General features: G+C 42.1%; 25 protein-coding genes. 4 read left to right on the top strand and 21 right to left on the bottom strand.

Translation table 11 applies throughout. The features are described from left to right. Positions 1 to 41: 41 nt before the first annotated feature. Positions 42 to 1,157 (bottom strand): citrate synthase, encoded by a 1,116-nt coding sequence (citZ, locus tag QT716_RS10075; RefSeq protein WP_317935920.1) that lies wholly within the window; start codon positions 1,155 to 1,157, stop codon positions 42 to 44. A gap of 173 nt (positions 1,158 to 1,330) precedes the next feature. On the opposite strand from citZ, the gene QT716_RS10070 reads away from it, so the two are divergent. Then, positions 1,331 to 2,317, top strand: coding sequence for an AI-2E family transporter (locus QT716_RS10070; RefSeq protein WP_317935919.1), 987 nt, complete (start codon positions 1,331 to 1,333; stop codon positions 2,315 to 2,317). On the opposite strand, the gene QT716_RS10065 is transcribed toward QT716_RS10070, so the two are convergent. The 8 genes from QT716_RS10065 to QT716_RS10030 form a co-directional block, all read right to left on the bottom strand. Continuing rightward, positions 2,307 to 2,690: an FxsA family protein gene (locus QT716_RS10065; protein WP_317935918.1), complete on the bottom strand. Its 384-nt coding sequence runs from the start codon at positions 2,688 to 2,690 to the stop codon at positions 2,307 to 2,309. The two genes, QT716_RS10070 and QT716_RS10065, sit on opposite strands and share 11 nt — an antisense overlap. Positions 2,691 to 2,748: 58 nt before the next feature. Further along, positions 2,749 to 4,509, bottom strand: a complete 1,761-nt coding sequence (gene pyk / locus QT716_RS10060; RefSeq protein WP_317935917.1) for a pyruvate kinase — start codon at positions 4,507 to 4,509, stop codon at positions 2,749 to 2,751. Positions 4,510 to 4,542: 33 nt separating this feature from the next. Then, positions 4,543 to 5,502, bottom strand: coding sequence for a 6-phosphofructokinase (gene pfkA, locus QT716_RS10055; protein ID WP_317935916.1), 960 nt, complete (start codon positions 5,500 to 5,502; stop codon positions 4,543 to 4,545). Between the two features lie 37 nt (positions 5,503 to 5,539). Next, positions 5,540 to 6,496: an acetyl-CoA carboxylase carboxyltransferase subunit alpha gene (locus tag QT716_RS10050; RefSeq protein WP_317935915.1), complete on the bottom strand. Its 957-nt coding sequence runs from the start codon at positions 6,494 to 6,496 to the stop codon at positions 5,540 to 5,542. Continuing rightward, positions 6,493 to 7,356, bottom strand: coding sequence for an acetyl-CoA carboxylase, carboxyltransferase subunit beta (gene accD / locus QT716_RS10045; RefSeq protein WP_398293096.1), 864 nt, complete (start codon positions 7,354 to 7,356; stop codon positions 6,493 to 6,495). Before accD ends, QT716_RS10050 begins: the two co-directional genes overlap by 4 nt. After that, positions 7,350 to 8,012, bottom strand: a complete 663-nt coding sequence (locus tag QT716_RS10040; RefSeq protein ID WP_317935914.1) for a FadR/GntR family transcriptional regulator — start codon at positions 8,010 to 8,012, stop codon at positions 7,350 to 7,352. The genes accD and QT716_RS10040 overlap by 7 nt, the downstream gene beginning before the upstream one ends. Before the next feature lie 159 nt (positions 8,013 to 8,171). Further along, positions 8,172 to 11,261, bottom strand: coding sequence for a DNA polymerase III subunit alpha (locus tag QT716_RS10035; RefSeq protein ID WP_317935913.1), 3,090 nt, complete (start codon positions 11,259 to 11,261; stop codon positions 8,172 to 8,174). Positions 11,262 to 11,279: 18 nt separating this feature from the next. Then, complete coding sequence (locus QT716_RS10030) at positions 11,280 to 12,221, bottom strand: DHH family phosphoesterase (protein WP_317935912.1); 942 nt, start codon at positions 12,219 to 12,221, stop codon at positions 11,280 to 11,282. Positions 12,222 to 12,319: 98 nt separating this feature from the next. Between QT716_RS10030 and QT716_RS10025 the strand changes: the two genes are divergently transcribed. Continuing rightward, positions 12,320 to 12,640, top strand: coding sequence for a YtpI family protein (locus QT716_RS10025; RefSeq protein WP_317935911.1), 321 nt, complete (start codon positions 12,320 to 12,322; stop codon positions 12,638 to 12,640). Between the two features lie 20 nt (positions 12,641 to 12,660). On the opposite strand, the gene QT716_RS10020 is transcribed toward QT716_RS10025, so the two are convergent. Then, on the bottom strand, positions 12,661 to 13,968 hold the full coding sequence (locus QT716_RS10020) for a DRTGG domain-containing protein (protein ID WP_317936020.1): 1,308 nt from the start codon (positions 13,966 to 13,968) through the stop codon (positions 12,661 to 12,663). A 99-nt stretch (positions 13,969 to 14,067) separates the two neighbouring features. Further along, positions 14,068 to 14,748: a metal-dependent hydrolase gene (locus QT716_RS10015; protein ID WP_317935910.1), complete on the bottom strand. Its 681-nt coding sequence runs from the start codon at positions 14,746 to 14,748 to the stop codon at positions 14,068 to 14,070. A gap of 107 nt (positions 14,749 to 14,855) precedes the next feature. Here QT716_RS10015 and QT716_RS10010 point away from each other — a divergent pair, with 107 nt between their 5' ends. Then, a complete protein-coding gene (locus QT716_RS10010; protein WP_317935909.1) occupies positions 14,856 to 15,950 on the top strand; it encodes a M24 family metallopeptidase in 1,095 nt (364 codons plus the stop codon). A gap of 66 nt (positions 15,951 to 16,016) precedes the next feature. Here the strand turns inward: QT716_RS10010 and ald are convergent, their stop codons facing one another. Then, on the bottom strand, positions 16,017 to 17,135 hold the full coding sequence (gene ald, locus QT716_RS10005) for an alanine dehydrogenase (protein ID WP_317935908.1): 1,119 nt from the start codon (positions 17,133 to 17,135) through the stop codon (positions 16,017 to 16,019). A 204-nt stretch (positions 17,136 to 17,339) separates the two neighbouring features. On the opposite strand from ald, the gene QT716_RS10000 reads away from it, so the two are divergent. Next, positions 17,340 to 17,792 (top strand): universal stress protein, encoded by a 453-nt coding sequence (locus tag QT716_RS10000; RefSeq protein WP_317935907.1) that lies wholly within the window; start codon positions 17,340 to 17,342, stop codon positions 17,790 to 17,792. 54 nt (positions 17,793 to 17,846) lie between these two features. Here QT716_RS10000 and QT716_RS09995 read toward each other — a convergent pair whose 3' ends face one another. The 9 genes from QT716_RS09995 to QT716_RS09955 form a co-directional block, all read right to left on the bottom strand. Continuing rightward, positions 17,847 to 18,764: a class I SAM-dependent methyltransferase gene (locus tag QT716_RS09995; RefSeq protein WP_317935906.1), complete on the bottom strand. Its 918-nt coding sequence runs from the start codon at positions 18,762 to 18,764 to the stop codon at positions 17,847 to 17,849. A gap of 108 nt (positions 18,765 to 18,872) precedes the next feature. Continuing rightward, the gene (tpx, locus tag QT716_RS09990; protein ID WP_317935905.1) at positions 18,873 to 19,379 is read right to left on the bottom strand and encodes a thiol peroxidase; all 507 of its coding nucleotides are present in this window, start codon (positions 19,377 to 19,379) and stop codon (positions 18,873 to 18,875) included. A 32-nt stretch (positions 19,380 to 19,411) separates the two neighbouring features. Beyond that, positions 19,412 to 20,008 carry an RDD family protein gene (locus QT716_RS09985; protein WP_317935904.1) on the bottom strand — a complete coding sequence of 199 codons (597 nt, stop codon included), beginning with the start codon at positions 20,006 to 20,008 and terminating at the stop codon, positions 19,412 to 19,414. A 15-nt stretch (positions 20,009 to 20,023) separates the two neighbouring features. After that, entirely contained in the window at positions 20,024 to 21,034 is a 1,011-nt protein-coding gene (sppA, locus tag QT716_RS09980; RefSeq protein ID WP_317935903.1) for a signal peptide peptidase SppA, read from the bottom strand. A gap of 77 nt (positions 21,035 to 21,111) precedes the next feature. Further along, positions 21,112 to 22,035, bottom strand: coding sequence for an EamA family transporter RarD (gene rarD / locus QT716_RS09975; protein ID WP_317935902.1), 924 nt, complete (start codon positions 22,033 to 22,035; stop codon positions 21,112 to 21,114). A 125-nt stretch (positions 22,036 to 22,160) separates the two neighbouring features. Continuing rightward, a complete protein-coding gene (mbcS, locus tag QT716_RS09970) occupies positions 22,161 to 23,732 on the bottom strand; it encodes an acyl-CoA synthetase MbcS (RefSeq protein WP_317935901.1) in 1,572 nt (523 codons plus the stop codon). Between the two features lie 139 nt (positions 23,733 to 23,871). Then, positions 23,872 to 24,081: an alpha/beta-type small acid-soluble spore protein gene (locus tag QT716_RS09965; protein ID WP_317935900.1), complete on the bottom strand. Its 210-nt coding sequence runs from the start codon at positions 24,079 to 24,081 to the stop codon at positions 23,872 to 23,874. Positions 24,082 to 24,259: 178 nt separating this feature from the next. Continuing rightward, a complete protein-coding gene (thiI, locus tag QT716_RS09960; RefSeq protein WP_317935899.1) occupies positions 24,260 to 25,462 on the bottom strand; it encodes a tRNA uracil 4-sulfurtransferase ThiI in 1,203 nt (400 codons plus the stop codon). After that, entirely contained in the window at positions 25,449 to 26,594 is a 1,146-nt protein-coding gene (locus QT716_RS09955; protein ID WP_317935898.1) for a cysteine desulfurase family protein, read from the bottom strand. Before QT716_RS09955 ends, thiI begins: the two co-directional genes overlap by 14 nt. Between the last annotated feature and the right edge of the window lie 41 nt (positions 26,595 to 26,635).

The raw sequence follows: 26,635 nt of genomic DNA, 5'->3' as shown, positions 1-26,635 counted from the left end.
GGGCGGGTATGATTGCATACCCCCCCAGAGATTTTTGCTTGTTAACGCTGTTCGATTGGCACATACTTCTGCATGTCCGGTCCGATATACTCGGCACGCGGACGGATCAGTCGGTTGTTATCGTACTGCTCTAGAATGTGTGCAATCCATCCGGAAATCCGGGAAACTGCAAAAATCGGAGTAAATAAATCATGATCAATCCCAAGTGAATGATATACCGATGCTGAATAAAAATCAACATTTGGCGGTAATTTTTTCTCACCTGTAACGATTTTCTCGATTGCTTCAGACATACGGAAATACTTGCCTTCGCCACGAAGCTCCGTCAGTTTTTCTGACATTTCACGAAGATGCTTCGCACGCGGGTCGCCTTGACGATAAACACGGTGTCCGAAGCCCATGATTTTTTCTTTGTTATCCAATTTGTTATGGATATACTCGTCCACTTTGTCTTCACTGCCAATATCCATTAGCATTTTCATAACTTGTTCGTTTGCGCCACCATGCAATGGTCCTTTAAGGGCTCCAATTGCTGCAGTAACACCTGAATACATATCTGAAAGTGTTGCAACACAAACGCGTGCTGTGAACGTTGATGCGTTCAGCTCGTGGTCTGCATGCAATACAAGCGCTTTGTTAAATGCTTCCTCTTCAATTGGTTCTGGTTTTTCACCATTCAGCATGTATAGGAAGTTCGCTGCATATCCAAGCGACGTATCAGGGGCTACTGGCTCTAGACCCTTACGAGTACGCGCAAAAGCAGTAACTACAGTTGCAATTTTTGCTTGCAGCTTAATTGCCTTCAAGTAGTTCTCTTCTTTGGACATATCTTCTGCTTTGTCATCATATAACCCTAGAAGGGAGATTGCTGTACGCAATGCTGCCATAGGATGTACGTCTTTAATAGGATACGTTTTGAAGTGTGCTAGCACTTCTTGAGGCACGGACATGTTATCCGCCAACTGCTGCTTCAATTCAGTGAGCTCATCCTCTTTTGGCAAACGCAAGTGCCAAAGTAGATAGACGACTTCCTCAAAACTTGCATTGTTTGCAAGATCGTCAATGTCGTACCCGACGTATGTAAGGGTATCATCGATGATTGAACTGATTGCGGACTGTGTCGCTACAATTCCTTCTAAACCTTTAGTAGATGTCATGAAACTCTCTCCTTCAGTCAGCAGCCGTCCAGCCATCCGTTTTACCTGCCGGTTGGGACAGTCGGCTGATCTGCTAATATTATTCCGTCTAAAAACGCTTACAAAACTCATTATAATCAACTTTGTCCGTTTTGTGAATATAAATGCACACGATTTCCAGATATTCTAGCGAATTGGAGGGCTCACCTATTAAAAATTCAGGAGCTTACAAGTTTTTTAACGCCAACTTGGCACCGCTTATACCCGCTTTAGTTGGAGGTGTTTTTTTATTCCTAGTACCTCCTGCAGCAATTGCAATCATTATCGCTTATTTCGCAGCACCTGTTGTGAAATTTGTACATCACGTTTTTGGATTGCCGAGAACACTCTCTACGCTGCTTTCTATGTTATTCATCATCGGTATAGTCGCGGGCGTATTTGTAATGGCAACACAAGGTTTAATAGATACATTGCCTATTGTCGAACATCATATAGAACCTTATATTGGTAATCAGGATTGGTCTGGTGTCGCAATCACATTTCTGAAAGAGAATATACTTACAGCGGGTCACTCACTCGTTGAACACACCGTGACGTTTACGGGCTTACTATTTCAGCAAGTACTTACACTTTTCATTTTCTTAGTGGCTTTTTTCTTTGCACTGCGTGAAAGTGAAAAAGACCGATTCTGGTTTCTCGTCTACTTTCCAGCATCCATGCGCCGCCAGGCACATCGTCTGTTTAAAAAAGCGGGAGAACTGATTGGTCACTTCCTATCAATTGAGGCTCGACTCTTTTGCTTAACGTTTCTTTTACTATGCACAGGATTTTTCCTGCTCTCTTTCTCTTCACCCATTGGAACAGCATTTGTCATCTCCTTGGCGGACAGTCTGCCGCTTTTAGGCACTGGATTGTTTCTGCTTCCCATGATTATTTTCTACTTTTATACTGGAAACTATTTGTTCGGGTCAGCGATTCTTCTGCTTTACATCTTAACGTTAGTGAGTCGCCAAATTGCTGAATCTTACTTATGGGCATCTACTTTCCGAGTAAAGCCAGTGCACGCATTTTTAATAACAGCGAGTTCATTTTACTTATTTGGCTTGCCAGGTATTTTACTAACACCTTTCCTATTGTTTACTGCGATGAAAATAAGAAATCATCCGAAATTCATCGAATGATTAATGTGCCTTTTTTCATCTTCTTATAGATTTGCTGAATAATGAGAGGACGGATTAGTTTTCGCGGCCAACTGAAAAGTAACAGCAAACCAATGATATCTGTTATGAAACCAGGAACGAGTAACAAAAGACCTCCTGCTAATATACACAGACCGTCTATCAAGGCAGGTCCAGGCGCGTCACCAGCGGCCATTCTTTCTCTAAAGTTAACAAACGCCTTAAATCCTTGCCGCTTCGCTAAATAAGCTCCGCCAATTCCCGTTATTAGGATTATAGCAAGTGTTGGCATGACGCCCATTTGGTTTCCGGCATATAGTAATACGGTTAGTTCACTTGCTGGAACCAGTAAGAAAAGAAGCAGTAACCATTTCATTCAATACACCCCTCTTTCGAGAAAAACCGCAATCCTTAGGTAGGAATGCGGTTTTTGTTTATAGTACTTTGGCGTGACCTTTATAAACAACGCCTGTTTCAGCGTCCATAGTTATTTCTTTGTCATGCTTAATTACTTCTGTAGCGTTTTTCACGCCTACAATGACTGGGATTCCTAAGTTCAAACCGACAATCGCACCATGACTAGTAAGTCCGCCCTCTTCAGTGATGAGGCCCGCACACTTTTCAAGTACTGGTAGCATATCACGGTCTGTAGACTGAGTCACAAGGATTGCACCTTCTGTATCGAAAGCCTCCGCTTCAGCTGCACTGCGTGCAACGATTGCACGACCGTAGGCGACTGATTTACCAATTCCTTGTCCCTTGGCAAGCATATCTCCAATAACGTGAATTTTCATCAAGTTAGTTGAACCTGCTTCACCAACTGGAACACCCGCTGTAATGATAACTACATCACCATGTGTCACGTACTGTTGTTTCACACTTTGCTCGACTGATTCGTCAAGGATGGAGTCAATAGAACTAACACGACTTCCAACAACCGGATACGCTCCCCATACAAGTGTCAGTCTGCGAGCAACTGATTCAGAAGAAGTAACTGCTATAATCGGGCAGCCTGGACGATACTTAGAAATCATACGAGCAGTTGTACCGCTTTCAGTTGGAGCAATGACTGCTTTTACTTTTAAGTTGATAGCTGTATACGCGGCAGCTTGTCCAATCGCATCTGTCATATTGCCGTGCTTTTCTCTTCTGCGAGTAGAGATGAAAGAACGATAGTCAAAGGACTCTTCAATTTTGTTCGCAATACGATCCATGGTTTCAACAGATTCTACAGGATATAATCCGGCTGCAGTTTCTCCCGAAAGCATGATTGCATCCGATCCATCAAAAATGGCATTGGCAACATCACTAGCTTCCGCACGTGTTGGACGCGGATTGCGCTGCATAGAGTCGAGCATTTGAGTAGCTGTAATGACCGGTTTACCCGCTTGGTTACATTTCTCAATAAGCTGTTTTTGAATGACCGGTACTTCTTCTGGCGGAATTTCCACACCAAGATCTCCTCGTGCAACCATCAGTCCATCGGATACCTCGATAATCGGGTCAATGTTATCAACACCTTCTTGGTTTTCGATTTTAGGAATGATGTGAATCGCTGAACCATTATTTTTCTCTAACAGTTCTCTAATTTCAAGTACGTCTTCAGGACGGCGGACGAATGACGCCGCTATGAAGTCAACTTCATGCTCAATGCCGAACAAGATATCTTGTTTGTCTTTTTCAGTGATTCCTGGAAGCTGTACAGAAACACCAGGTACATTGACACCTTTTTTATTTTTAAGCTCACCGGCGTTCATTACTTCTGTATGAATTAAGCCCTCTGCCGTATCTTTACCGATTACTTTCAACATAACCAAACCGTCATCTAAAAGAATCGTATCATCAGCATCCACGTCATCGATCAATTGGTCGTAAGTAATTGAAAAACGTTCGTTTGTCCCTACAACTTCTTTCATGGATACATCAATATGCTGTCCGGCTGTCAAGTCAACGATCCCATTTTCCATTGTATGGGTCCGAATTTCCGGCCCTTTCGTATCAAGCAGTATTCCCACTGTTTTCTGTTTTTTAGCAGCGGCTCTACGAATTGCTTTAATACGATTCAAATGCTCATCGTGATCTCCGTGGGAAAAATTCAGTCGTGCCACGTTCATGCCTGCATCAATAAGCTGTTCCAGTAACTCTGGCGATTCACTTGCTGGACCTATTGTACAGACGATTTTAGTTTTTCTCATTGTGTGAAAGCACTTCCTTTTTCTTGAGTTTCATCAGATAGATAATTCTTTAGATAAAGTATACATTTCTTTGTCAAACTCGGAGCCGCCTTCAAATACGTTCTCTAAGTCATACTCTACCACTTGATGATTCTTCATTCCAATCGCAACAGTTCGATTTCCGCTTTTAAGTGCTTCTACAGCTCTGGCACCAAACTGACTTGCTAGAACGCGGTCACGTGCTGATGGAGAGCCGCCTCGTTGTATGTGACCAAGAACCGATACTCGTGTATCAATAGATTCTTCAGCAATAAGTTTTTCTGCAAGTGAAGACGCAGACATAACTCCTTCGGCAACAATTATGATACTATGCTTTTTCCCGCGGTCGGTACCTCTTCTTAACCGTTCAAGGATATCTGGCATATCATACGTTTCTTCAGGTATTAGAATCGTTTCCGCACCACCCGCAAGTCCTGCCCACAGGGCTAAATCGCCTGCGTTGCGCCCCATCACTTCTACAATGAATGTCCGCTCGTGTGATGTAGCTGTATCTCTAATTTTGTCGATGGCGTCAATTACCGTATTTAAAGCCGTATCAAAACCAATTGTGAAATCAGTCCCGTTAATATCGTTGTCAATTGTTGCTGGAACACATGCGCATGGAATTCCTAGTTTAGAAAGCTCAAGAGCACCTCTGAAGGACCCGTCCCCGCCAATTACAACGATGCCTTCAATTCCATTCAACTTAATTTGTTTTAACGCTTTTTCTCTTCCCTCTTCTGTCTTGAATTCCGGACAGCGGGCAGAACGCAGCTTAGTACCCCCGCGCTGAATAATGTCTCCGACAGAACCCAGCTGCAGAAGCTCAATTTTCCCGTCTATCAAACCTTGGTATCCGTTATAGACACCCGCAACTTCAAGCCCCTCGTATATTGCTTTACGAACAACAGCCCGCACGGCAGCATTCATACCAGGTGCGTCTCCGCCACTAGTTAATACAGCAATCTTTTTCATAAATAGACTCCTCCTCACAGTTAAGTCAAAACGGAACTTACTTCACTGAAAACACACCTATTTTTCTGAACTTTTCATACCGATCTTGGATAAGTGCATTTTCATCAAGCTTTCCTAGTTCATCTAATGATTTAACTAACACATTTTTCATATATTCCGCTTGAACTTTTGGATTACGATGCCCGCCACCCAATACTTCAGGAATTATTTCATCGATAATCTCCATTTTAAGCAAATCAGGAGCTGTAATTTTCATAGCTTCTGCTGCTTCTTTTGCGTATGCGGCATCTTTCCAAAGAATTGACGCGGCACCTTCAGGTGAAATAACGGAATACGTAGAGTGTTCGAGCATATAGATGCGGTTTGCAACGCCCAATGCGAGTGCTCCTCCACTTCCGCCTTCTCCAATAACAATTGAGATAACCGGTACGGTCAGTCCTGCCATTTCCACGAGGTTACGTGCAATTGCTTCACTTTGACCGCGCTCTTCAGCAGCACGTCCTGGATAAGCACCCTTCGTATCGATTAAACAAATAATCGGTCTCTTGAACTTTTCAGCCTGTTTCATAAGGCGCAGTGCTTTTCGGTACCCTTCAGGGTGCGGCATTCCAAAAGTACGCTTCACATTTTCCTTCGTATCTTTCCCTCGCTGGTGACCAATAATAGTCACTGGCTTCCCGTTAAAGGTGCCAATACCGCCAACAATCGCTGCGTCATCCCCGAAACAACGATCTCCATGCAGTTCTATAAAGTCTTCAAATAACGCCCCTATATAATCGTATGTCGTTGGACGTTCAGGATGACGCGCTACCTGCACACGTTCCCATGTATCCATATTGCCATAGATATCATCTTCCAGTTTTGCAAGACGATCATTTAAATTATGAATTTCCGCAGACAAGTCAACTTCGTTCGTTTCAGTAAACTCCGTCAACTCTTGAATTTTTTCACGCAACTTTATAATCGGTTCTTCAAATGACATTGTTTTTTTCATTGTGCTGCCTTCCCTTCCGTATGAAGTCGGATGATGCGAGATAGCATATCCTGCAGATCCACACGGTGGACGACTGCATCTAACTGACCATGGTCAAGTAAAAATTCAGCTGTTTGAAAGTCTTCCGGTAATTTCTCCCGAACAGTTTGTTCAATAACACGGCGACCCGCGAAACCAATAAGTGCTTTCGGCTCTGCAAGATTAATATCTCCTACGGAAGCAAAGCTTGCCGAAACTCCACCCGTTGTAGGATAGGTCATAATAGAAATATAAAGCAGCCCTTTCTCTGAATGACGGTTAAGCGCAACACTCGTTTTTGCCATTTGCATAAGTGAAAGGACACCTTCCTGCATACGTGCACCGCCGCTTGCTGAAAAAATAAGCATAGGAATACCGAGTTCAGTCGCTTTTTCAACCGCTCTTGTAATTTTTTCACCAACTACAGAACCCATAGATCCCATTCTAAAATGTGGATCCATAACTGCGATTGCTACGTCGTTCCCATCGATTTTACCCGTACCTGTCAAAACAGCTTCGTTTAATCCAGTTTTCTCTGCATCTTTTTTAACTTTGGCAGCATAAGAGGGAAATTCCAGTGGGTTTTCAGTAACAAGATGGTCATCCATTGATACAAATGTACCTTCGTCAACTAATGAATCGATTCGTTCTTGAGCTGTCATTTTATAGTGGAAATCACATTTAGGACAAACTTTTAGTTGCTTCGCTAATTCCTTTGTCGGCTCGACGTGCTTACACTGTGGACATTTAGTCATGATTCCTTCTGGTACATCATTTTTAGATTTTGCATTTGGCATAATCGCGTTCTGTTTTTTTGCTCCTGTAAATAAGTCCCTTAACATTCTAGTTCGCCCCTTCTTTCCTCATTAACAAGTTCAAGCCAGCCTGCGTAGTCTGCAACTGCTTGTTGGCCATTGCCAGCTCTCATATTCTTTAGTAAGTTGGATGCCATTTCTCTTTCGTTCTCTGTCATAGCTTCATGAAAAGGAACACGGCTGTATTGTTTCAATAAAAACCATATTTTTAATGACAAACGATTCCCCGCGACTACTAGAATTTCTTGCAGCAAATCTTCCCGTATCACGGGTTCCGCTTCTTCTAACTTACTTAAAAAGCTCTCCCAAACCGGCAGCGCTCTAAGTTCAGCATGATTTGCCACCAATTCTATGGCTGCAACTTCATGGATTTTGCGTGTCCGATCCACATCCCGGATAGATTGAGGATGCTGCATAATGAAAGTTGAAAGAATTTCCACGAGCTGATGCTTTTTATAGTCAGCTAGAAATGTTCCTTCGCCCCTTCTAGTTTCTATCAATCCAAGTAGTTCCAGACTTCTAAGCGCTTCTCGTATTGTAGATCTGCCAACTTGCAGTCGATCTGCAAGTACCCGTTCAGAAGGTAACTTATCACCTATTCCCGCACCTTCTTCTTTAAAGATTGTACGCAGATCCGAAACAATATCTAGAAATCGTTTCGATGAAGGACGAGAGTTTTCCATATTCAAACTCCTTTTATGCTACATTCTTGAGTGGTCAGACCACTACCCTGTATAAGCATACAAAAAAGGAGGCGTTCCGTAAAGTGATATATAGAATCCTTTGTTCAGTTACAGAAGTTTCACATCGGCTTCTATTTCATTTCGATAATCTTAAACTTATTACTTCACTGAGTTTGGGCGAATCATTTCTTGTACGATAATTTGCGGCTGCCCATTTCTTATTTCGACAGTCCCTTTAATCCCCAGTATGGATTGAGTTTTCAATTCACTGCTCAGCAAAGCATATTCTTTAGGAAATATCGTACACGAAATATCACCTGTCTCGTCTTGTAATTCGAGAAACGCCATGGCTTCTCCTTTTTTTGTCCGAATGCGTTTAACATCCATTAACAATCCTGCTACAGAAACTTTTGTCTTCGCAGTTTTATGATAGGCATCAGCTAGTGAGACGATGCTTTCCGAAAGGGTCTTTTTATAAGCACCAGCTGGATGTTCAGATAAATAAAAACCAAGCGTTTCCTTTTCATATTCGAGACGCTGCATATCAGACATTGTTCCGCCAGGACTATATTTAGGACTGGCCATTCCTTTCATCATATCTGCAAATAAATCTTCACCATTGGAAGGGTTAACAAAGAGGGCATGTTTTCTGGCCGCTTCTATTGATGCCAGCAATACTTCACGCGTTTGACCAAAGTCATCGAGTGCACCTGATTTTACTAGCGGCGGAATGGTCTTGTCAGTAAAATTCTCCGCTCCAACAGCAACAGATAAATCGAAAAGTGAATCCAGTGATACACGCTGTTCACGAGCTTGTTTCAATGTTGTATAAAAAGAATAACTGATTCCTTTTACCGCACCTAGTCCTAAACGAATCGCACCATCCTCTGTAATCGCAGACCATTTACTTTTCGTGATGGATGGTCCTAGAACTTGAATTCCTTTGTTTTGCATTTCTCGTATATATTCCATCGTTTTTTCAGGAGAACCGGCGAGCACAGTTAAGCAAGCCGCGTAAAAGTGTTCTGGTTTGTTTGCTTTCATGTAAGCTAACTGATAGGAAATTAGAGAATAGGCAACGGCATGACTTTTCGGAAACCCATAATCCGCAAACTTAACTATCAATTCATATATAGCTCCTGCTATATTTTCAGGAAAACCATGTTGTTTTGCACTTGCCGTAAAGTGAGCTCGTTCTTCTAACAAAATATCGCGTTTCTTCTTGCTGATTGCACGCCTTAACAAATCCGCTTCGCCCATAGTAAATCCAGCAATTTGCACAGCGATTTGCATGATTTGTTCCTGGTACACAATAATGCCATATGTTTCTTTTAAAATCGGCTCCAAAGCCGGATGTAAATAATGGATCGGTTCTTGTCCTTTTTTTCTTTTACTGTATAAAGGGATATTTTCCATTGGGCCTGGACGATATAGTGCATTGATTGCGTAGATGTCCTCAAACGTATCTGGGGAAATCACTTGCAGTGCTTTACGCATTCCTGGAGATTCAAATTGGAATATGCCCAGCATGTCTCCACTGCGGAACAAGTCGAATGTACGGTCATCTTGAAGAGAAATTGTGTCGAGCGAAAACTCGGTTCCAGATTCATACCGAATCATTTTCCGGATTCTATCGAGAAGTGTAAGATTTCGGAGCCCAAGGAAGTCCATTTTTAACAACCCTGATTCTTCTGCATCTCCCATCGCCCACTGCGTCAAGTAAATCCCGTCTCCTCCGCTTTGTAACGGGACAGTATTAACGAGTGGGGTTGGTGACAGAATTACTCCGGCAGCATGAGTGGAGGCATTCCGCGGCAGTCCTTCTAATGCAAGAGATGCTGTGAACCATTTGGCTCTGCTTTCGTCTTGATCGATCCATTTTTGAAGTTGCGGTGAATGATCCACTTTTTCTTGAAGCGACTTCCCGTCTGAATTGGAAAGTAATTTAGAAACTAAGGTCATCTCATCATTTGTAAACCCAAATACTCTCGCTGTATTACGAGCGACTGATTTGGCAGTCAGAGTTCCAAATGTGATGATTTGTGCAACGTGTGCTTTACCATACTTCTGTGCGACATAATCGACTACTTCCATTCGACGTGTATCCGCAAAATCTACGTCAATATCCGGCATCGTAACTCGGCTTATATTTAAAAATCGCTCAAAAATCAAGCCATATTTCAACGGATCGACTGCTGTGATTCCAAGTGAAAATGCAACGAGGGAACCTGCAGACGAGCCACGGCCAGGGCCCACTTCAATGTTTTGACGTTTAGCATAGGCGATGAAATCCTCAACGATTAAAAAGTAGTCTGCATATCCCATTTCCACAATAACTTCTAATTCGTATTGAAGACGCTCCTCATAAGCGGGATTCAATTCACCTATTCTTTTTTGCAGCCCCCGCCGGCAATTTCGTTCTAATAACTCTGGCGCAGTTTCATGAGTGTCAACTGGAAACTTAGGCATGAGCAAATGCTTTTCGGGTAGTTGAACATCGCACATCGACAGCAAGTCCACAGTCGTTTGAAGCCATTGTTCTTTTCCGTCAAACCACTTTTCAAGTTCTTGCTGTTCAGGCACATATGCGTCCTCATGATGGCTTTTCGGACGAGCTGGATCGTTTAATTTATATCCTTCTCGAATTGCTTGAGCGGCTTCATAACTGAATGCGTCCTCGGGGTTAATGAATCTGGCTTCACTGCATGCGGTGATTTCCAGATTTTCTGCGGCAGCAATCCGTTCGATTTCTTGTTCATCCGGATGGATAAAACCACTAGCTCTTGCAACACCAATAAATATCTCGTGTGTCGAACATTGTTTTTTTAAGTCTTGTACCGTTTCCTGCGTTCTGATGTCATTCCATGAAGAATCGGTGAGAGGGAAAACGACAATGCAGTTTTCGGTATAAGATTTCAGCCATTTTTCGGGCAGGTCGTTTGTGTCTCTCGTCGCTGTCGCACTGCTCAGTTTTAATAACTGACGAAATCCTGCTTCATTTTTTGCATATATGTAACATAACGGTGTCTCTCCTGTCGGCCTTAAAATACTGACGGATAGACCAATGACAGGATGGATGCCATACTTCGTCATTACCTTCCAAAAAGACCGGACACCAGAAAGAGTTGAATTCACAATTGCAGCTGAAACAGCCCCTCTTCTTTGAAGAAGAGGAGCCAGCCGATCTAGTTTTATAATGCCGTTTAGGAAATCGGCCCCTGTAATAATTTGCGGATAAACAAGCTTCATTGTCTATCCCTCCATTCACTAGTTACCTGCACATAACGATTGTACTTTTTGAATCACTTCATCTGCTTCTTGCCACGTTTTGACGGAAGCGCCTGCAGCTAACGGGTGTCCGCCTCCTCCGTATTCAGCTGCTAACTCATTGATCACAACTTTCTTTGACCGAAGTCTCACGCGTATCTGATCGCTTTCTTCCACAAAAATGAGCCATGCACAGATTCCTTTGACATCTCCGAGTGAACTGACAAGCGAAGAAGTTTCCTCAGCCTTTACGTTAAATTGGGTCAAGACTTCTTGAGTGAGTTTAATATAGGCCGCACCATTTTCGTCAATGGAGAAGTTTTGATAGACATAACCTTGCAAATTCAATAAGCATCGTTCTACTTCATACATTCCTGCGAAAATTTGCTGTCGATCAAAATCATGCTTGATCAATTCACTGGCAACCTCGAACGTTCTGCCAGTAGCACTTGGATACATAAAACGTCCAGTATCCCCGACAATTCCAGCGAACAACAAGCGTGCAGATTCGTCTGACAGCTTCCATCCTTTTGCTTCTCTGCCTTCAGCAAATAATTCATAGATCATCTCTGAACAAGAACTTGCATCTGTATCCACCCACAGGATGTCTCCATAAGGATCCACATTAGGATGGTGGTCAATCTTCACTATAAAACTGCCTTTGTTAAAACTTTGTCCATCGACTCGCGCTGTATTGGCTGTATCTGTCACGATGACAAGCGCTCCTTCATACATCGAATCCGTCACTGCATCTTGTTGGGCTAAAAACGCAAGTTGTCCATCGTCACTTCCAGTCGCATACACTTTTTTATCGGGATAATTTTGTTCGATAAGTTTCTTCAATCCTACTTGAGAACCGAATGCATCCGGATCTGGCCGTACATGTCTGTGTATAATTATGGTTGAATATTGTTCAATTGTGTCAATGATTTGTCTTTTCATTTTCCAATTCCTCCGTATATTAAAGAATTCCGGTCGATTTTTATATTGAAAGCCGCTACAATAGAAGAAGTGCTGTATTCTTTTGGAGGGCTAAAGCTATGGAGTTTCTAAATTTTGTGCTTGTATTTTTGATTATCGCATCTGCGGTGTTTTACTTTTACTTTAAAACTCGCCAGTTCCGTACGAGTCACGTCTTTCCAATTCGCAAAAAGATGTTTGCCTCAAAAGCAGGATTGTTTCTAGGGACATTACTGATTTCATTCGGGGTTAATCAGCTTTTGCTGTTTAACGGAACTTTGACTTATGTAATCGCTGGTGTTTTCATAGTATTTGGTGGCTATGTGGCCATCTTTAATGGAAAAGCAACTCAACATTATAAACAATTCGTGGATGAAGAAACCAATTTGAACACTCGCTGATGCAATTTGCATCAGCTTTTTTATCGTTCTAATAATTGATACGTCACAAGTGCTTTCCCTATCATTTCCCCTTCTGAAAACATCGCAATATCCATTTTCACAACTCTGCGGCTCATATGCATAATTTCAGGTTTGACAGTGACCTCGCTACCCAGCTGAACATGGCGCATGAAATAGATGGATAGGTTTTCAGGTACACTCTCTCCCCGCTTGTACAATTTAATCGCACGATTACCTGTTTCAGCCAGCAATGTCGTCAATGCACCATATGACAGCGAACCTAGTTGGTTGGTCATCTGAGGAACAACTTCGAAAATCACGTTTTGAGGATTTTCAGGATCCGAGTGCATTTGGTTTTTAATGATATCGTCAATTGTTTGACCGTGTTGTGGCTGTCGCTGAGCTAATTGGAATGCTTTTAAAACATCTTGTCTGCTGATTACACCATCCAACATTCCTGATTCTGTCACAACGGGTAATAAATCTATGCCCTCCCAAACCATAATATGTCCTGCAGAAGCAACACTCATCTTGCCAGTAGCGGTTATTGGTGAAGCGGTCATCACTTTCCCTAGAGGTTCAGTTTCAGATTTCCCTACGATGTCTTTAGAAGTCACCATTCCAACCACTTTGCCGCTTCGTTCGATTACTGGGAAAGCAGAGTGAGTTGTTTTACGGCTCATTTCGTTGAAATGACCGACAGTATCTTGACTGGAAAGAGTTACTGTATTGACAAGGGTATGTTGAATGTCTTCCACAAGCAATATATCTTTTTCAATCATCTGATCCGAAATCGCACGGTTTAACATGGTTGCAACAGTGAAAGAATCATAGGTTGTCGATATGACTGGCAATTCAAGTGAATTTGCTAACTCCTTCACTTCGTCTGTCGTGTCAAACCCACCTGTAACTAATACCGCTGCACCTTCGCTAATAGCCAAATGATGAGCCTTTTGACGGTTCCCTACGATCAGCAAGCTGCCGGCATCTATATAACGTCTCATGTCATCAAGCTGCATGGCACCTATAACAAACTTAGTGAGTGTTTTATGTAGCCCGCCACTTCCGCAAAGAACCCCTCCATCTACAATATTAACGACTTCTGCGAAGGTTAGTCTTTCTATATTTTCTTTTTTCTTTTTTTCAATTCGTACGGTTCCCACACGCTCTATGGTATTTACGAGCTTATTATTTTCTGCTTCTTTAATGGCACGGTAAGCTGTTCCCTCACTTACTGTGAGCGCTCTTGCAATTTGCCGTACTGAAATTTTCTCACCAACAGGGAGGTCTTCAATGTGGCGTAAAATTTGTTCATGCTTCGTCGACAATGCATTCACCTTTTCTATGTAAGCCTTGCATATCAGTTTACCATATATTGATGAAAAAAAACCGAGCTGAGAGAGATTTACCTCACTCAGCCCAGTTCGTCATGGGGTGATCTTATCTCCAGCTTTCATGATAAGTACTTCGTGTACGTTCACCAACTTTTTAAAGTCTTCCGGATCTTGTACAATTGGTGGAAATGTATTGTAATGTACTGGCACAGTCAGTTTCGGAGAAAGTAACTCCACTGCATAAGCGGCATCTTCAGGTCCCATCGTGAAATTATCGCCAATCGGCAGAAATGCGACATCTATCGGATGCCGTTTGCCAATCATCTCCATATCCCCGAAGAGAGAAGTATCACCAGCATGGTAAATCGTTTTTCCTTCTGCCATGAACAAAATACCTGCGGGCATCCCCGTGTAAATGATCTGCTGATCTTCTGTCGTATAAGAGGAACTGTGAAAAGCTTTTGTGTATTTCACTGTACCAAAATCGAATTCCTTTGCTCCGCCAATATTCATGCCGTGTGTATTCAGACCTTGCCATCCGAGCCAGACAGCTAATTCGTTTGGTGCTATAACTAGCGCGTTATTAGCTTTTGCAATCTCAACTGTGTCTCCAACATGATCATTATGACCATGAGTTAAAAGAATCACATCCGGTTTTTCGGTTGCTGCTTGCAAATCCGTCAAGTCATTTCCTGTAATATAAGGATCTATTAAAATGACGTGATTCTCTGTTTTAATCTTGACAATTGAGTGTCCATGATAAGATATTTCCATTTTTCCGACACCTCCACTAATAGTTCTAACCGTTATCCTAATTCGTGAAACCTGCTACAAACCTTCTTTTTTGATATGATGATACATGCATAGAGGAGGAATATATTATGAAAAAACTCGAAACCATTCAGCAGTATCTAACAGATCACCAAACTGATGCAGCATTTGTAACAACTCCAGACAACATTTTTTACTTATCTGGATTTAGCAGTGATCCACATGAGCGTCTTCTCGGGGTTATGATTTTTAAAGACGCAGAACCTTTCATAGTCTGTCCGCTAATGGAAGTGCCAGATGTAAAAGCGGCTGGTTGGAAGTTTGAAACTGTAGGATACGAAGACACTGACGATGCTTGGGAATTTGTTAAAACAGCAACAGACCGTAAACTAAGCGATTTGAAATCCCTTGCAATTGAAAAGTCCCATTTAACAGTTGAACGTCTAGAGAAAATTGAAGAGCTTTTCTCAAACGCAGGAATTTCACGATTGGATGAACAGCTTAATGCGATGAGAAATATTAAAGACGAGAACGAACTGACATTACTGCGTGAAGCAGCAGCTCTTGCAGATTATGCAATCGAAGTGGCATGTGAAAATATTGCTGAAGGTGTAAGCGAGTTAGAACTTCAAACCGCGATTGAACTTGCGCTTAAGAAGAGAGGCGTTCAAAAAATGTCGTTCGATACGACTGTATTGTCTGGCACTAAAACTGCATCTCCTCACGGAACACCAGGTGATCGAAAAATTCAAAAAGGTGATTTTGTTTTAATGGATCTCGGTGTTGTTCATAAAGGGTATTGTTCTGATATTACACGTACTGTCTCATTCGGTGACCCTTCAGCTGAGCAGTTAAGCATTTACGAAGCAGTTCGTTTTGCTAACCAAGCGGCAATTGACCTTGTGAAGCCAGGTGTTCGTGCAAGTGAGCTGGATTATGCAGCACGGGAAGTAATTACAAAAGCAGGTTACGGAGAGTATTTCACTCACCGACTCGGTCATGGACTTGGAATTTCTGTTCATGAATTCCCATCGATTCATGGCGCGAATGATTTCCAGTTGGAAGAAGGAATGGTTTTCACAATTGAACCAGGTATCTATAATTCTGAAATCACGGGTGTCCGGATCGAAGATGACGTAGTAGTCACAAAGGACGGCGTTGAAGTGATGACAAAATTCCCGAAAGAACTTAAAATCATTAAGTAAGTCAATTCATACCACTAAAAAGAAGCAAAAGCCAAATGGCTTTTGCTTCTTTTTTGTTTGATTGTCTTATTTACTTAACAGCGATTCTGCTGAGACATATTCAATAGATTGTGCATCTGCTACAGCCTTGTAAGTGACATAGCCTTCCATCGTGTTGACACCTTTTTGCAATGCTGAATTATCCAAGCACGCTTGTTTGTACCCTTTGTTTGCGATTTGCAGCGCGTAAGGAACTGTTACGTTTGTAAGCGCCATCGTAGAAGTGCGCGGAACAGCACCTGGCATATTCGCAACCGCATAATGGACCACACCATGTTTCTCGTAAGTTGGCTCATCGTGTGTCGTTATACGATCCGATGTTTCGAAAATACCGCCTTGGTCGATTGCAATATCTACTAAAACAGCACCTGGAGACATTGACTTCACCATTTCTTCGCTTACCAATTTCGGTGCGCGTGCGCCTGGAATTAGTACACAGCCGATTACTAAATCTGATTCCTGAACAGCAGTCGCAATGTTGAATGGATTCGATACTAATGTTTGAATATCATTACCAAATTGTTCATCCAATTGACGAAGACGTTCTACGGAAAGATCTAAAACTGTAACACGGGCTCCCATTCCGATTGCAATACGTGCCGCATTCGTTCCAGCTTGTCCTCCGCCAATAACTGTTACATTACCGCGCTGAACGCCAGGTACGCCAGAAAGAAGGATACCTTTTCCGCCTTCCATTTTCTCTAAGTATTGAGCACCTATTTGCGTTGCCATACGTCCTGCAACTTCGCTCATTGGTGCAAGTAATGGAAGTGAATTATTTGGTAATTGAACCGTTTCATACGCAATACCGATTACTTTGTTATCAAGTAACGCTTTCGTTAGCTCAACTTCTGGTGCTAAGTGTAAGTATGTGAACAAAATCAGGCCTTCACGGAAGTACCCGAATTCAGAAGAAACCGGTTCTTTAACTTTCATGACCATCTCAGCAGCCCAAGCTTCAGTAGCTGTTTCTACGATGACTGCCCCTGCTTCACGATACTCTTCGTCTTTGAAACTAGAACCAATACCTGCTCCTGTTTCAATTAACACTTCGTGACCTGCGGTTTTCAAATTGAATACTCCTGCTGGTGTCATTGCAACGCGATTTTCATTGTTCTTTACCTCTTTAGGAACCCCAATACGCATAGTTAAATCCTCCTCGATGAATGTATCCGGCTGTTCAGTAATTACTGTTCAGACCTGCTCACAATAAGTGTAGCAGATTGTGTCAATTTATGCCGTCTTTTTTACATGATTGGCAACTTCAATTTCTCGAAATGCAGGAAATCCTTATAGATTTGGCGTATACTATAGATAGAAAGATAATTTAAATGTAGGAGTGTGGTAACGATGTCATTAGTGTATAACCAAATCATTGTCGCAGTAGACGGATCTAAAGAGTCTGAGTGGGCGTTCAAAAAAGCGGTAGCAATTGCCAAAAGAAACGACGCAAACCTTAACTTGGTGAATATTATTGATACTCGTTCGTACTCTGCCGTTGAAGCATATGATCGTTCGATTGCAGAACGTGCCCAATCGTATGCCGTAGACTTACTCGAGGGGTATAAAGAACAGGCAGTCGCTGCTGGTTTAACTCATATAAATGTCATTGTGGAATATGGGTCGCCAAAAACAATGATTCCCCGTGAAATCCCTAAAAAAATTGAAGCAGACTTAATCATCTGCGGTGCTACTGGTCTTAACCCAGTAGAACGTTTCCTGATCGGCAGTGTTTCAGAGAACATAGTTCGTTCTGCTAAATGTGACGTTCTAGTTGTTCGTACACCTGAAGACGAAGCATAAGCACAAATGTAAAAGCGTCCTACTCATAATTGAGAAGGACGCTTTTACATTTCATTATTTGTTTTCTTCCGACCAGTTTTCCAACTTCTTGAAGAAAGAAATCATAGCCTGTTTGTTTGTCATATCTGGAACATTTGCAAGAAGCACATCTGGCGTAGGTGCAGATTCATCTGAAGGCTTTTGTAAAATCAGTATGCTTTTCGATTGCGCTGCATTTTTAAACAGAGTTTGTGGCAGCTGTAAGATTCCGCGAATCACAGTGTGTTTCTTTAAATACGTATGCAATTCCCCTGATTGAGCGGATTCGAATAGATTTGAAGGTACGATGAATATCCCGTATCCTGAAGGCTTCAAGTGATGAATTGTTTGCTCTATGAATAAATGATGTGCATATGCATGTCCTTCTGCAGGCATCATTTCAAAGTTCAGTGCATTTTCATCATCTGGGTAATAACCAACCGGCAAATCGCAAACAGCTAGGTCAACAGGATCTACTAATAACGGACGCAATGCATCTTGTACATAGATACGGATATTTTGCTCTAAAACATTTGCTCCTGCAACAATGAGTCTCGCCAACAGCTCATCAATTTCAACCGCAACTGAAGTTGCATCTGCTTCGATTGTATTCATAACCGTTAACAGAAGATTTCCTGTTCCTGCAGCCGGGTCAAACAGCTGGACTTCTTCGTTTTGCGGGATTAGCAAATTGGCAATTCGAGCGATTAACATCCCAATAGCATCCGGTGTCATTTGGTGATGCGGCTGGACATTCTGCCGCATCCCTTTTAAAATGGCTAGCTGTAATCCACGACGTATTTCTTCTTTCGTCACCTCACCCGTTAGTTCTGGGGATGCTGTACCTTCCGCCCATTTTTGGCTAGCGGCAATTACTCCCTCTAAGTAGAGAGCATCTCCTTCACTCGCCGTTTCATCTAAATAAGAAAAAATCTGTTCTGTATTTGTTTTCATCATAATCCCTCTTCTTCCTGCATTAAAATCACTGAACACCTATGAATCGCCGTGAAAAACCCATCCGAATACCGGATGGGTTTCACGAAGTGAATCGTTGCCTGCCACTTATGCTTTTGCTTTTTCAACTGCTTCCAATGCTTCCTGGTAGTCAGGATGATCCGTTACTTCACTTACGTATTCAGAGTAGATAATTTTATCGTCTTTATCGACAACAAAAATGGCGCGCGCTAATAGACGGAGTTCTTTAATGGCAACACCATAAGCTTCGCCAAAGGATAGATCGCGATGATCTGAAAGGATTTGGATATTCCCAATCTCTTCTACTGAACGATAACGCGATTGGGCAAACGGTAAGTCCACAGAGATTGTCATCACTTCGACATCGTCACCTAAGTTAGCCGCTTCTTCGTTGAATCTGTGTGTCTGTTTGGAACACACTCCAGTATCAATTGAAGGAACTACACTTATTAAACGAATCTTTCCTTTTGAATCATTTAGTGTCACTGGCTCTAAATCATTTGCCAGAACAGTAAAATTGGGCGCTGGATCCCCAGCGTTCAGTTGCTTTCCGTTCAAAGTAACAGGATTATTCTTGAATGTAATTGGTGTCATTAAGATTCTCCTTTCGTTATTCATCTATCTTACTAGATACGCTGTCCGCCTTGCAACCGACGGCTCTCATTTACCGGGGCAGCTGGAACGTCATTTGCTTTTTCATAAACTTGTTCGTGTACCACTTCAGTATCCGCAAACAGATCATGCAGTGCCTCTTTGCGCGGCATGAAGATAACAAGCAAGTAAGGGATCAGCAGTGTTTTCGAGATATAACGGCCGATCACTTCACGAAATAGAAGCGTTTTCCATCCAAGCGGTTCTCCTGTTTTTTTAATAACACGGATCCCTGTAATCATCTTCCCGACAGTTTGACCAAAGTATTTAGTCATCAGTAAGAAATAGGCTAAAAACAGGGCTAGCATGATCAGTTTGTATGGGCTGTACAATAAAAAGATCGGGTCAGATATCGGATAGTCAATCACTCGAAAAATCGGTTTTACAACTAAACCGCTAATTGCACCAACAATGATTATGTCAATTAGATAAGCCCAAAAGCGAATCCAGAAACCAGCTGGCTTTCTAAAATAACTTTTTTCGATTACCACAGATTGTTCACGGACTGCTTGTTCCTGAACGTCGAAAGTTTCTTCTTCCAGTTGTCCTGGCTGTTCAATTTGTTCAGACATGCTTCTATCCCTCCCTTATCGTTCACCGTAAAGATACATCATGCGTGGTGCTTGATAATCAGTTAGAAGTTTTTGAATCAATTCTGATTCTGCATTTTTCTTAAACATCCCCGACAAGTTCATCCCAAATAAGGAAGAAAGACTATCCGATGAACTATATTCAAAAACAGTAGGGTTTTTAAGATTCTGATCAGTTTTCATCGCTTCAACAACATCAGGTAACTTACCGTAATCATCTGCTAATCCCGCTTCAATCGCTTGACGGCCATTCATAATTCGTCCATCCGCCACTTTTTTCACTGCATCAACAGACATACCGCGGCCATCGGCGACAATTCCTACAAAACGTTCATAAGAGTCGTTAATCATCTCTTGTAACATATCCCGTTCTGTCTGAGTCATCTCCCGATTAGGACTCATCATATCTTTATATGGTCCTGTTTTAATGGTGTTGAAGTCAATCCCGATATTGTCGGCAAGCTCCGCATAGTTCAAGCTCTCCATAATGACACCGATAGATCCAGTAATCGTTTCCGGATGAACAAAAATTTTGTCCGAAGGCGCCGAAATGTAATAGCCGCCTGATGCTGCCATCGATCCCATTGAAACGTACATTGGAATATCCCGGCTTTCTTTGATGGCCACTAACTCATCGTAAATATCTGATGATTCTAAAACACCGCCACCTGGAGAATCGACATGAAGCACAATGCCTTTTACGGTTTCATCCTCCCGTACATCTGCCAGCTGATTCATGAACGATTGATGATTATACCCAACAGCGGCAAATGGCGAGGCCGGCCCAGTGTCTTGTATAACACCACTTACATCCAATACTGCAATTCGCTCTGTAGAATCACCGCTTTCTAAAACTGTTTCTTCATACGTTGGTCCACCCATTGCAAAGTTTTCGTCAAATAGAGCGCTTAAATCTCTCGTGAATATGTACGATAGTGAGTTAACCCCTATCGAGACAATTACCAAGGCCGCAGCTGCAATGACTGCAATCCATCGTTTAGTCGTCATTTCCATTCCTCCTCCAATTCATACTATGTTTACGTACAGGACAACAGAATGTTTCGTTTTCGTCGTAAACAGTGAAATTAGTTTTGTTTCTGCAACTGAGACAGTGCTCGTCTGCTTTTTACATAACGCAGCAGCTGTGGGATTGTGAACAGAAGTAAAGCCGCCCAAATAAATGCAAAACTCACCCATTCGAATTTCCCGAATTTTTCTCCGTACAAGGATACGCCAATAATGAGCATCAGTGTCGGAGCAATATACTGTAAGAATCCTGAAACATACAACGGGATGGAAACTACACCTTTCGAGAAGAAAATTAGTGGTAGAGCCGTTGCAATACCTGTCAAGATTAACAATACTACAGTCCATGGCGTTGTATGAAAAACAACAGCCTTGCCCGACGAAATCAGATATCCGTATGCCATTAAGGCAAATGGAACTGTAAACGCTGTTTCGATCGCCAGACCTCTGAACGCATTCAATTTTATGTGCTTTTTAATAAGTCCGTAAAGAGCAAATGAAAATGCCAATAAGAAGGATACCCACGGGAACACACCGTAATGGAACGTTAAAACTGTAACTCCAATTGCCGCCAGCAGGAATGCTCCTTTTTGACTGCGATCCAACGACTCCTTTAAGAAGATAATTCCTAACAGAACCGATACAAGAGGATTCATGTAATACCCTAAACTCGCCTGTACGATGAAGTCATTATTAACTGCCCAGATATACGTTCCCCAGTTAGCAGTTACAAGGAATGAAGCTAAGCATAATCCCCAAAATTGACGCGGTGTTTTCCATAGTTCCTTCACGTCCGATAAAATCTTCTTACCTTGACCGATTATAAGCAATGCAAGAACAGTTAATATAAATGCCCATATAATTCGGTTCACTAAAATTTCACTACTGCCTACATGATTTAGGCTCTTCCAGTAAATCGGCATGAATCCCCAGAGGAAATATGCAGTAAAAACCCAGAATGCCCCTTGTTGTTGAGTTTGCACCCGCTAGCCCCCAATTTACAGCATTTAGCTGCTCGAAATATCTCTTCATTATAAGCCGGCTTGTTAGCAAGGTAAAGGATTAAAAAATATAAGAGCTGAGATAGTCATTATCTCAGCTCTTTCGCTTATTCGTTTTCTTGCTTTCGCAGTTGGACCCGCATTATTTTACCTGACGCAGTTTTCGGCAGTTCTTCTACGAATTCGATTTTTCTCGGGTACTTATAAGGTGCCGTTTTTTCTTTCACGTGGTTTTGCAGCTCCTTAACTAACTCCGTATCCTCCGTTTTTGAAGAATCTTTCAACACGATGAATGCTTTCACTACACTTCCGCGCACTTCATCGGGGCTCGCCACTACAGCACACTCACGAACTGCGGGATGGTTAGTTAACGCATCTTCTACTTCAAATGGTCCGATTGTGTAGCCCGAACTAATAATGATGTCATCACCACGGCCTTCAAACCAAAAGTAGCCGTCTTCATCTTTTTTAGCACGATCTCCTGTAATGTAATAGTCACCTCGGAATTGCATGGAGGTTCGCTCCGGATCTTTCAAGTATTCTTTAAAAAGTGCAGGCGTATCATTATGGACTGCAATATCACCCACTTCTCCTACCGCAGCAAGTTCTCCTTCATCATTGATGATTTCCACGCGATTTCCTGGGGTGGGTTTCCCCATTGATCCAGGTCTGGCATCCATTCCAACCATGGTTCCAACTAATAAGGTATTCTCTGTTTGGCCATAACCATCCCGAACTTGAAGAGAGAAAACTTGCTCGAAACGATCAATCACTTCTTTGTTTAACGGTTCACCTGCAGAGACTGCGCTTCTTATAGAAGATAGATCATACGAGCTTAAATCATCAGCTTTTGCCATGAATCGATATTCCGTTGGCGTGCAGCATAAGACATTCACTTGATAGGTTTTAATCATATTTAAATAAGTTTTCACGTCAAACTTCCCATTATAGACCAGACCCGTTGCACCACTGCCTAGAACAGCTAGGAATGGTGTCCAAATCCACTTCTGCCATCCAGGCGCAGCAGTTGCCCAAACCATATCGCCTTCATGAATACCTAACCAATTTTCTCCTGTTGTCCGCAAATGTGCATATCCCCATCCATGTGTATGGACGACTCCTTTAGGTTTCCCAGTAGTACCAGAAGTGTAGGACAGAAATGCCATGTCATTTGCTTGTGTATGAGCCGCTTCATATTCAGAAGATGCCTGTTTCATTTCATCAGTTAAAGAGACACTTCCATTTGGTGCTTCCCCAATAACAAACAACGTGATTTTTTCAATTCCCCGAACTTCATGCAGCTGACCTGTGAATGCATCATAGGCGATGATTGCTTTTGCGCCACTATGGGCTAAACGATATTCAATATCAGATGCGCGCAGCATTTCTGAAGAAGGGATCACTGCAATTCGCGCTTTCAGTGCCCCAATATAAGCGACATATGCTTCAATCAATCGCGGAACCATGACAAGCACGATGTCTCCCTTTTTCAATCCGTTTGCTTCGTAGACAGATGCCGCCCGGTTAGCATCCTCCATCAGCTGATCATATGTATACTCTTTTTGATTCCCCTCTGAATCGATGTAAATCAATGCATTTTTATTCGTTCCGTCCGCATACTTCTCAATTTCCGATACAATGTTGTACTGCTCAGGCGCCAGTAATTCTTCTCGATTCATAATAATCCCCCTTAGATTTACAATGTAATCAGTATACAACTAAAATTCCGTCAATTCAAAAGGTTCAATCTGCATGAATCAGAGCCTGTCAGACATACTAAAAAAACTGCCCCATTTTTGGGGCAGTTCAACTTACATGTTATTTCTGATAACCGTTCATTTGTTGTTGAGCTTGACGTACCAATCGCTTAGTGATTTCTCCGCCTACGGATCCGTTGGCACGCGATGTAGAGTCTGCTCCAAGCTGAACGCCAAATTCTGAAGCGATTTCGTTCTTCATTTGGTCAAGCGCTTGTTGTACACCTGGTACTAAAAGTTGGTTTGAGTTGCCGCTGTTTGAGTTTGCCATGTCTGTCTCACCTCCTTGTGACTATAGAATGTACCGTTTCAGTAAATTCATGCACAAAAAAGAATTGGTATCTTTTTCTTATTGTCGAAAGGAAGATGAACGAAGGCATATTCGCTTATAGTTGTTAAACCACCACTAGGTATCACAGCATTAAAATAATAAACAGCTGCTCGTCTTATTAAAGAAGATCGCTGAACTCTTCAACGGTTTCTTCAGGAGTACATTCAATGATTTGGCGATTTTGAATCGCTTCAGCGATCATAGGTTCAAAATCGATAAAACTTTCATAGAACTCGATTTTTTCTAACCGCGGCTTTGTTTTTGGGCTAGACGGTGTAAATACAGTACAGCAATCTTCAAATGGCTGAATGGATGTCTCGTAAGTGCCGATCTTTTTTGCAATTTCAATGATCTCTAATTTGTCAGTTGCAATTAAAGGCCGAAGAATCGGTGTAGAAGTCACCGCATTGATAGCAGTGAAGCTTTCCAATGTCTGACTTGCGACTTGACCTAGGCTTTCACCCGTTATCAAGGCAAGCGCGCCTATTTCACTTCGTACTCTGTCTGCAATTTGCATCATTAACCTTCTGGTTGAAGTAATGGATACGTTTTCTGGTACTTGCTTTACAATCGCTTGTTGAACTTCTGTGAATGGAATGACATGCACTTTTAAAGTACCTCCATAGGCACTGATCTTTCTTCCAAGTTCAATTACTTTTTCTTGAGCTTTTTCACTTGTAAATGGAGGGCTTGCAAAATGGATTGCTTCTATAGTCAGCCCGCGCTTCATCATCAGGTAACCAGCAACCGGGCTGTCGATTCCGCCAGACAACATTAAAAGTGATTTTCCATTTGAGCCAACCGGCATCCCTCCGGCTCCTTTGTAAACTTGTGCAGAAAGAAATGATCCATCTTGTCTAATATCAATATGAAGTAAAATATCCGGTTTCTTTACATTCACCTTTAAATTAGGATGCGCTCTTAAAACGGTTCCACCGATTTCTTTTTGCAATTCTCCAGTGACTAACGGGAATGACTTATCCGTTCTTCGCACTTCCACTTTAAATGTTTTGTCTTCCGTCGTTTCTTGCTCAAAAATAGCCAGCGCTGTTTCTTTTATGGCTTCAACGGTCGACTCACATTTAGCAATCGGGCTGTACGATTGAATACCCGCAACCTCAGAAAGCCGTTCAATTGCCTCTTTAAGATCCTTACTGTCCGCATATAAAAACATTCGATCCCGTTCTGCTTTTAACTTTACAGTAGGTAAATCATGAAGAGTCCGTTTAATATTAGCAGTTAACTTTTGTATAAATACTTTACGGTTACGGCCTTTTAACGACATCTCTCCGTATCTAATTAAAAGTTCATTCCATATCATGCTGTTTCATCCCTTTCTTGATTGTCTCTAAAAATTCTTGCATTGTTTTTGTAAAAACTTCAATTTCCTCATCTGTATTCGTTTTGCCAAAACTGATTCGGATAACTCCTTTTCGATAATCATCTGGGATCCGAATTGCTTCTATCACATGACTGACATTTTTCGCTTTCGATGAACACGCGCTCGATGTGGACACGATGATGTCTTTTTCTTGAAAGAAGTTAACCGCTATTTCACCTGTTATCCCTTTGAATGCAAGCGTCAATATGTGTGGAGCACCAGTAACGGGAGAACAAATCCGCACCATTTTTTCAGGAATAAGTTGTTCACGTAATCGTTCATTCCAACGTTTATACATGGAGGATTCACTATTTCGGACCGCCAATCGCATCGCTTTCGCAAAAGCAACTGCACCTGCTACATTTGCAGTCCCACTCCGAAAACCACTTTCTTGACCTCCGCCATAGGAAATTGCTTCAGGTGTTTTAAATTTCTTGGAAACTAAACATCCTGTTCCTTTCAGTCCATGAATTTTGTGTGCAGACAAGGAAATCGCATCGGTCCATTCGGGGAAAGGTAAGGGCAGTTTTCCAATACTTTGAACGCAATCAGAGTGGAATAATGCCCGGGAATGTGCTCGAATCACTTTCGAACACGCTTCAATCGGCTGAATCGTGCCGATCTCATTGTTCACATGCATGATGCTCACTAATATCGTATCTTTTCTCAGCTTCTGTTTTAATTCTTCAGGAGAGACTTCACCTTTTTCATTGACGGTCAGCCAGTCAACTTCAAATCCTTCTTTTTCTAAATATAAGCAAGCATTCCGAACAGCATCATGCTCAATTTCTGAAGTGATAATATGATTTCCACGATGTCTAAGACTTCTCGCATAACCAACTATCGCTAAATTATCGGCTTCTGTACCGCCAGATGTAAAAATAACTGTGCTTTCAGGATCCCCCGCAAGTTCAGCAATTTGCTTTCTAGCAGACTCCAACAGCTGTTCAGCTTTGCTGCCAGCTTGATGGAGTGAAGCGGGATTTGCGAAATAAGTACGATTGACCGTAGTAAATGCGTTTAAAACTTCTTCATCTGGCAAAGTCGTTGCACAATTATCTAAATAAATCATCCTAATACTTCCTTTCAGGCACTTCAGTCAGCACAAAGCCA

Source organism: Sporosarcina aquimarina, from assembly GCF_033253705.1.
Classification (GTDB): domain Bacteria; phylum Bacillota; class Bacilli; order Bacillales_A; family Planococcaceae; genus Sporosarcina; species Sporosarcina aquimarina.
The sequence above is the reverse complement of the archived record's forward strand: the minus strand, read 5'-3'. Positions and strand labels throughout refer to the sequence as shown.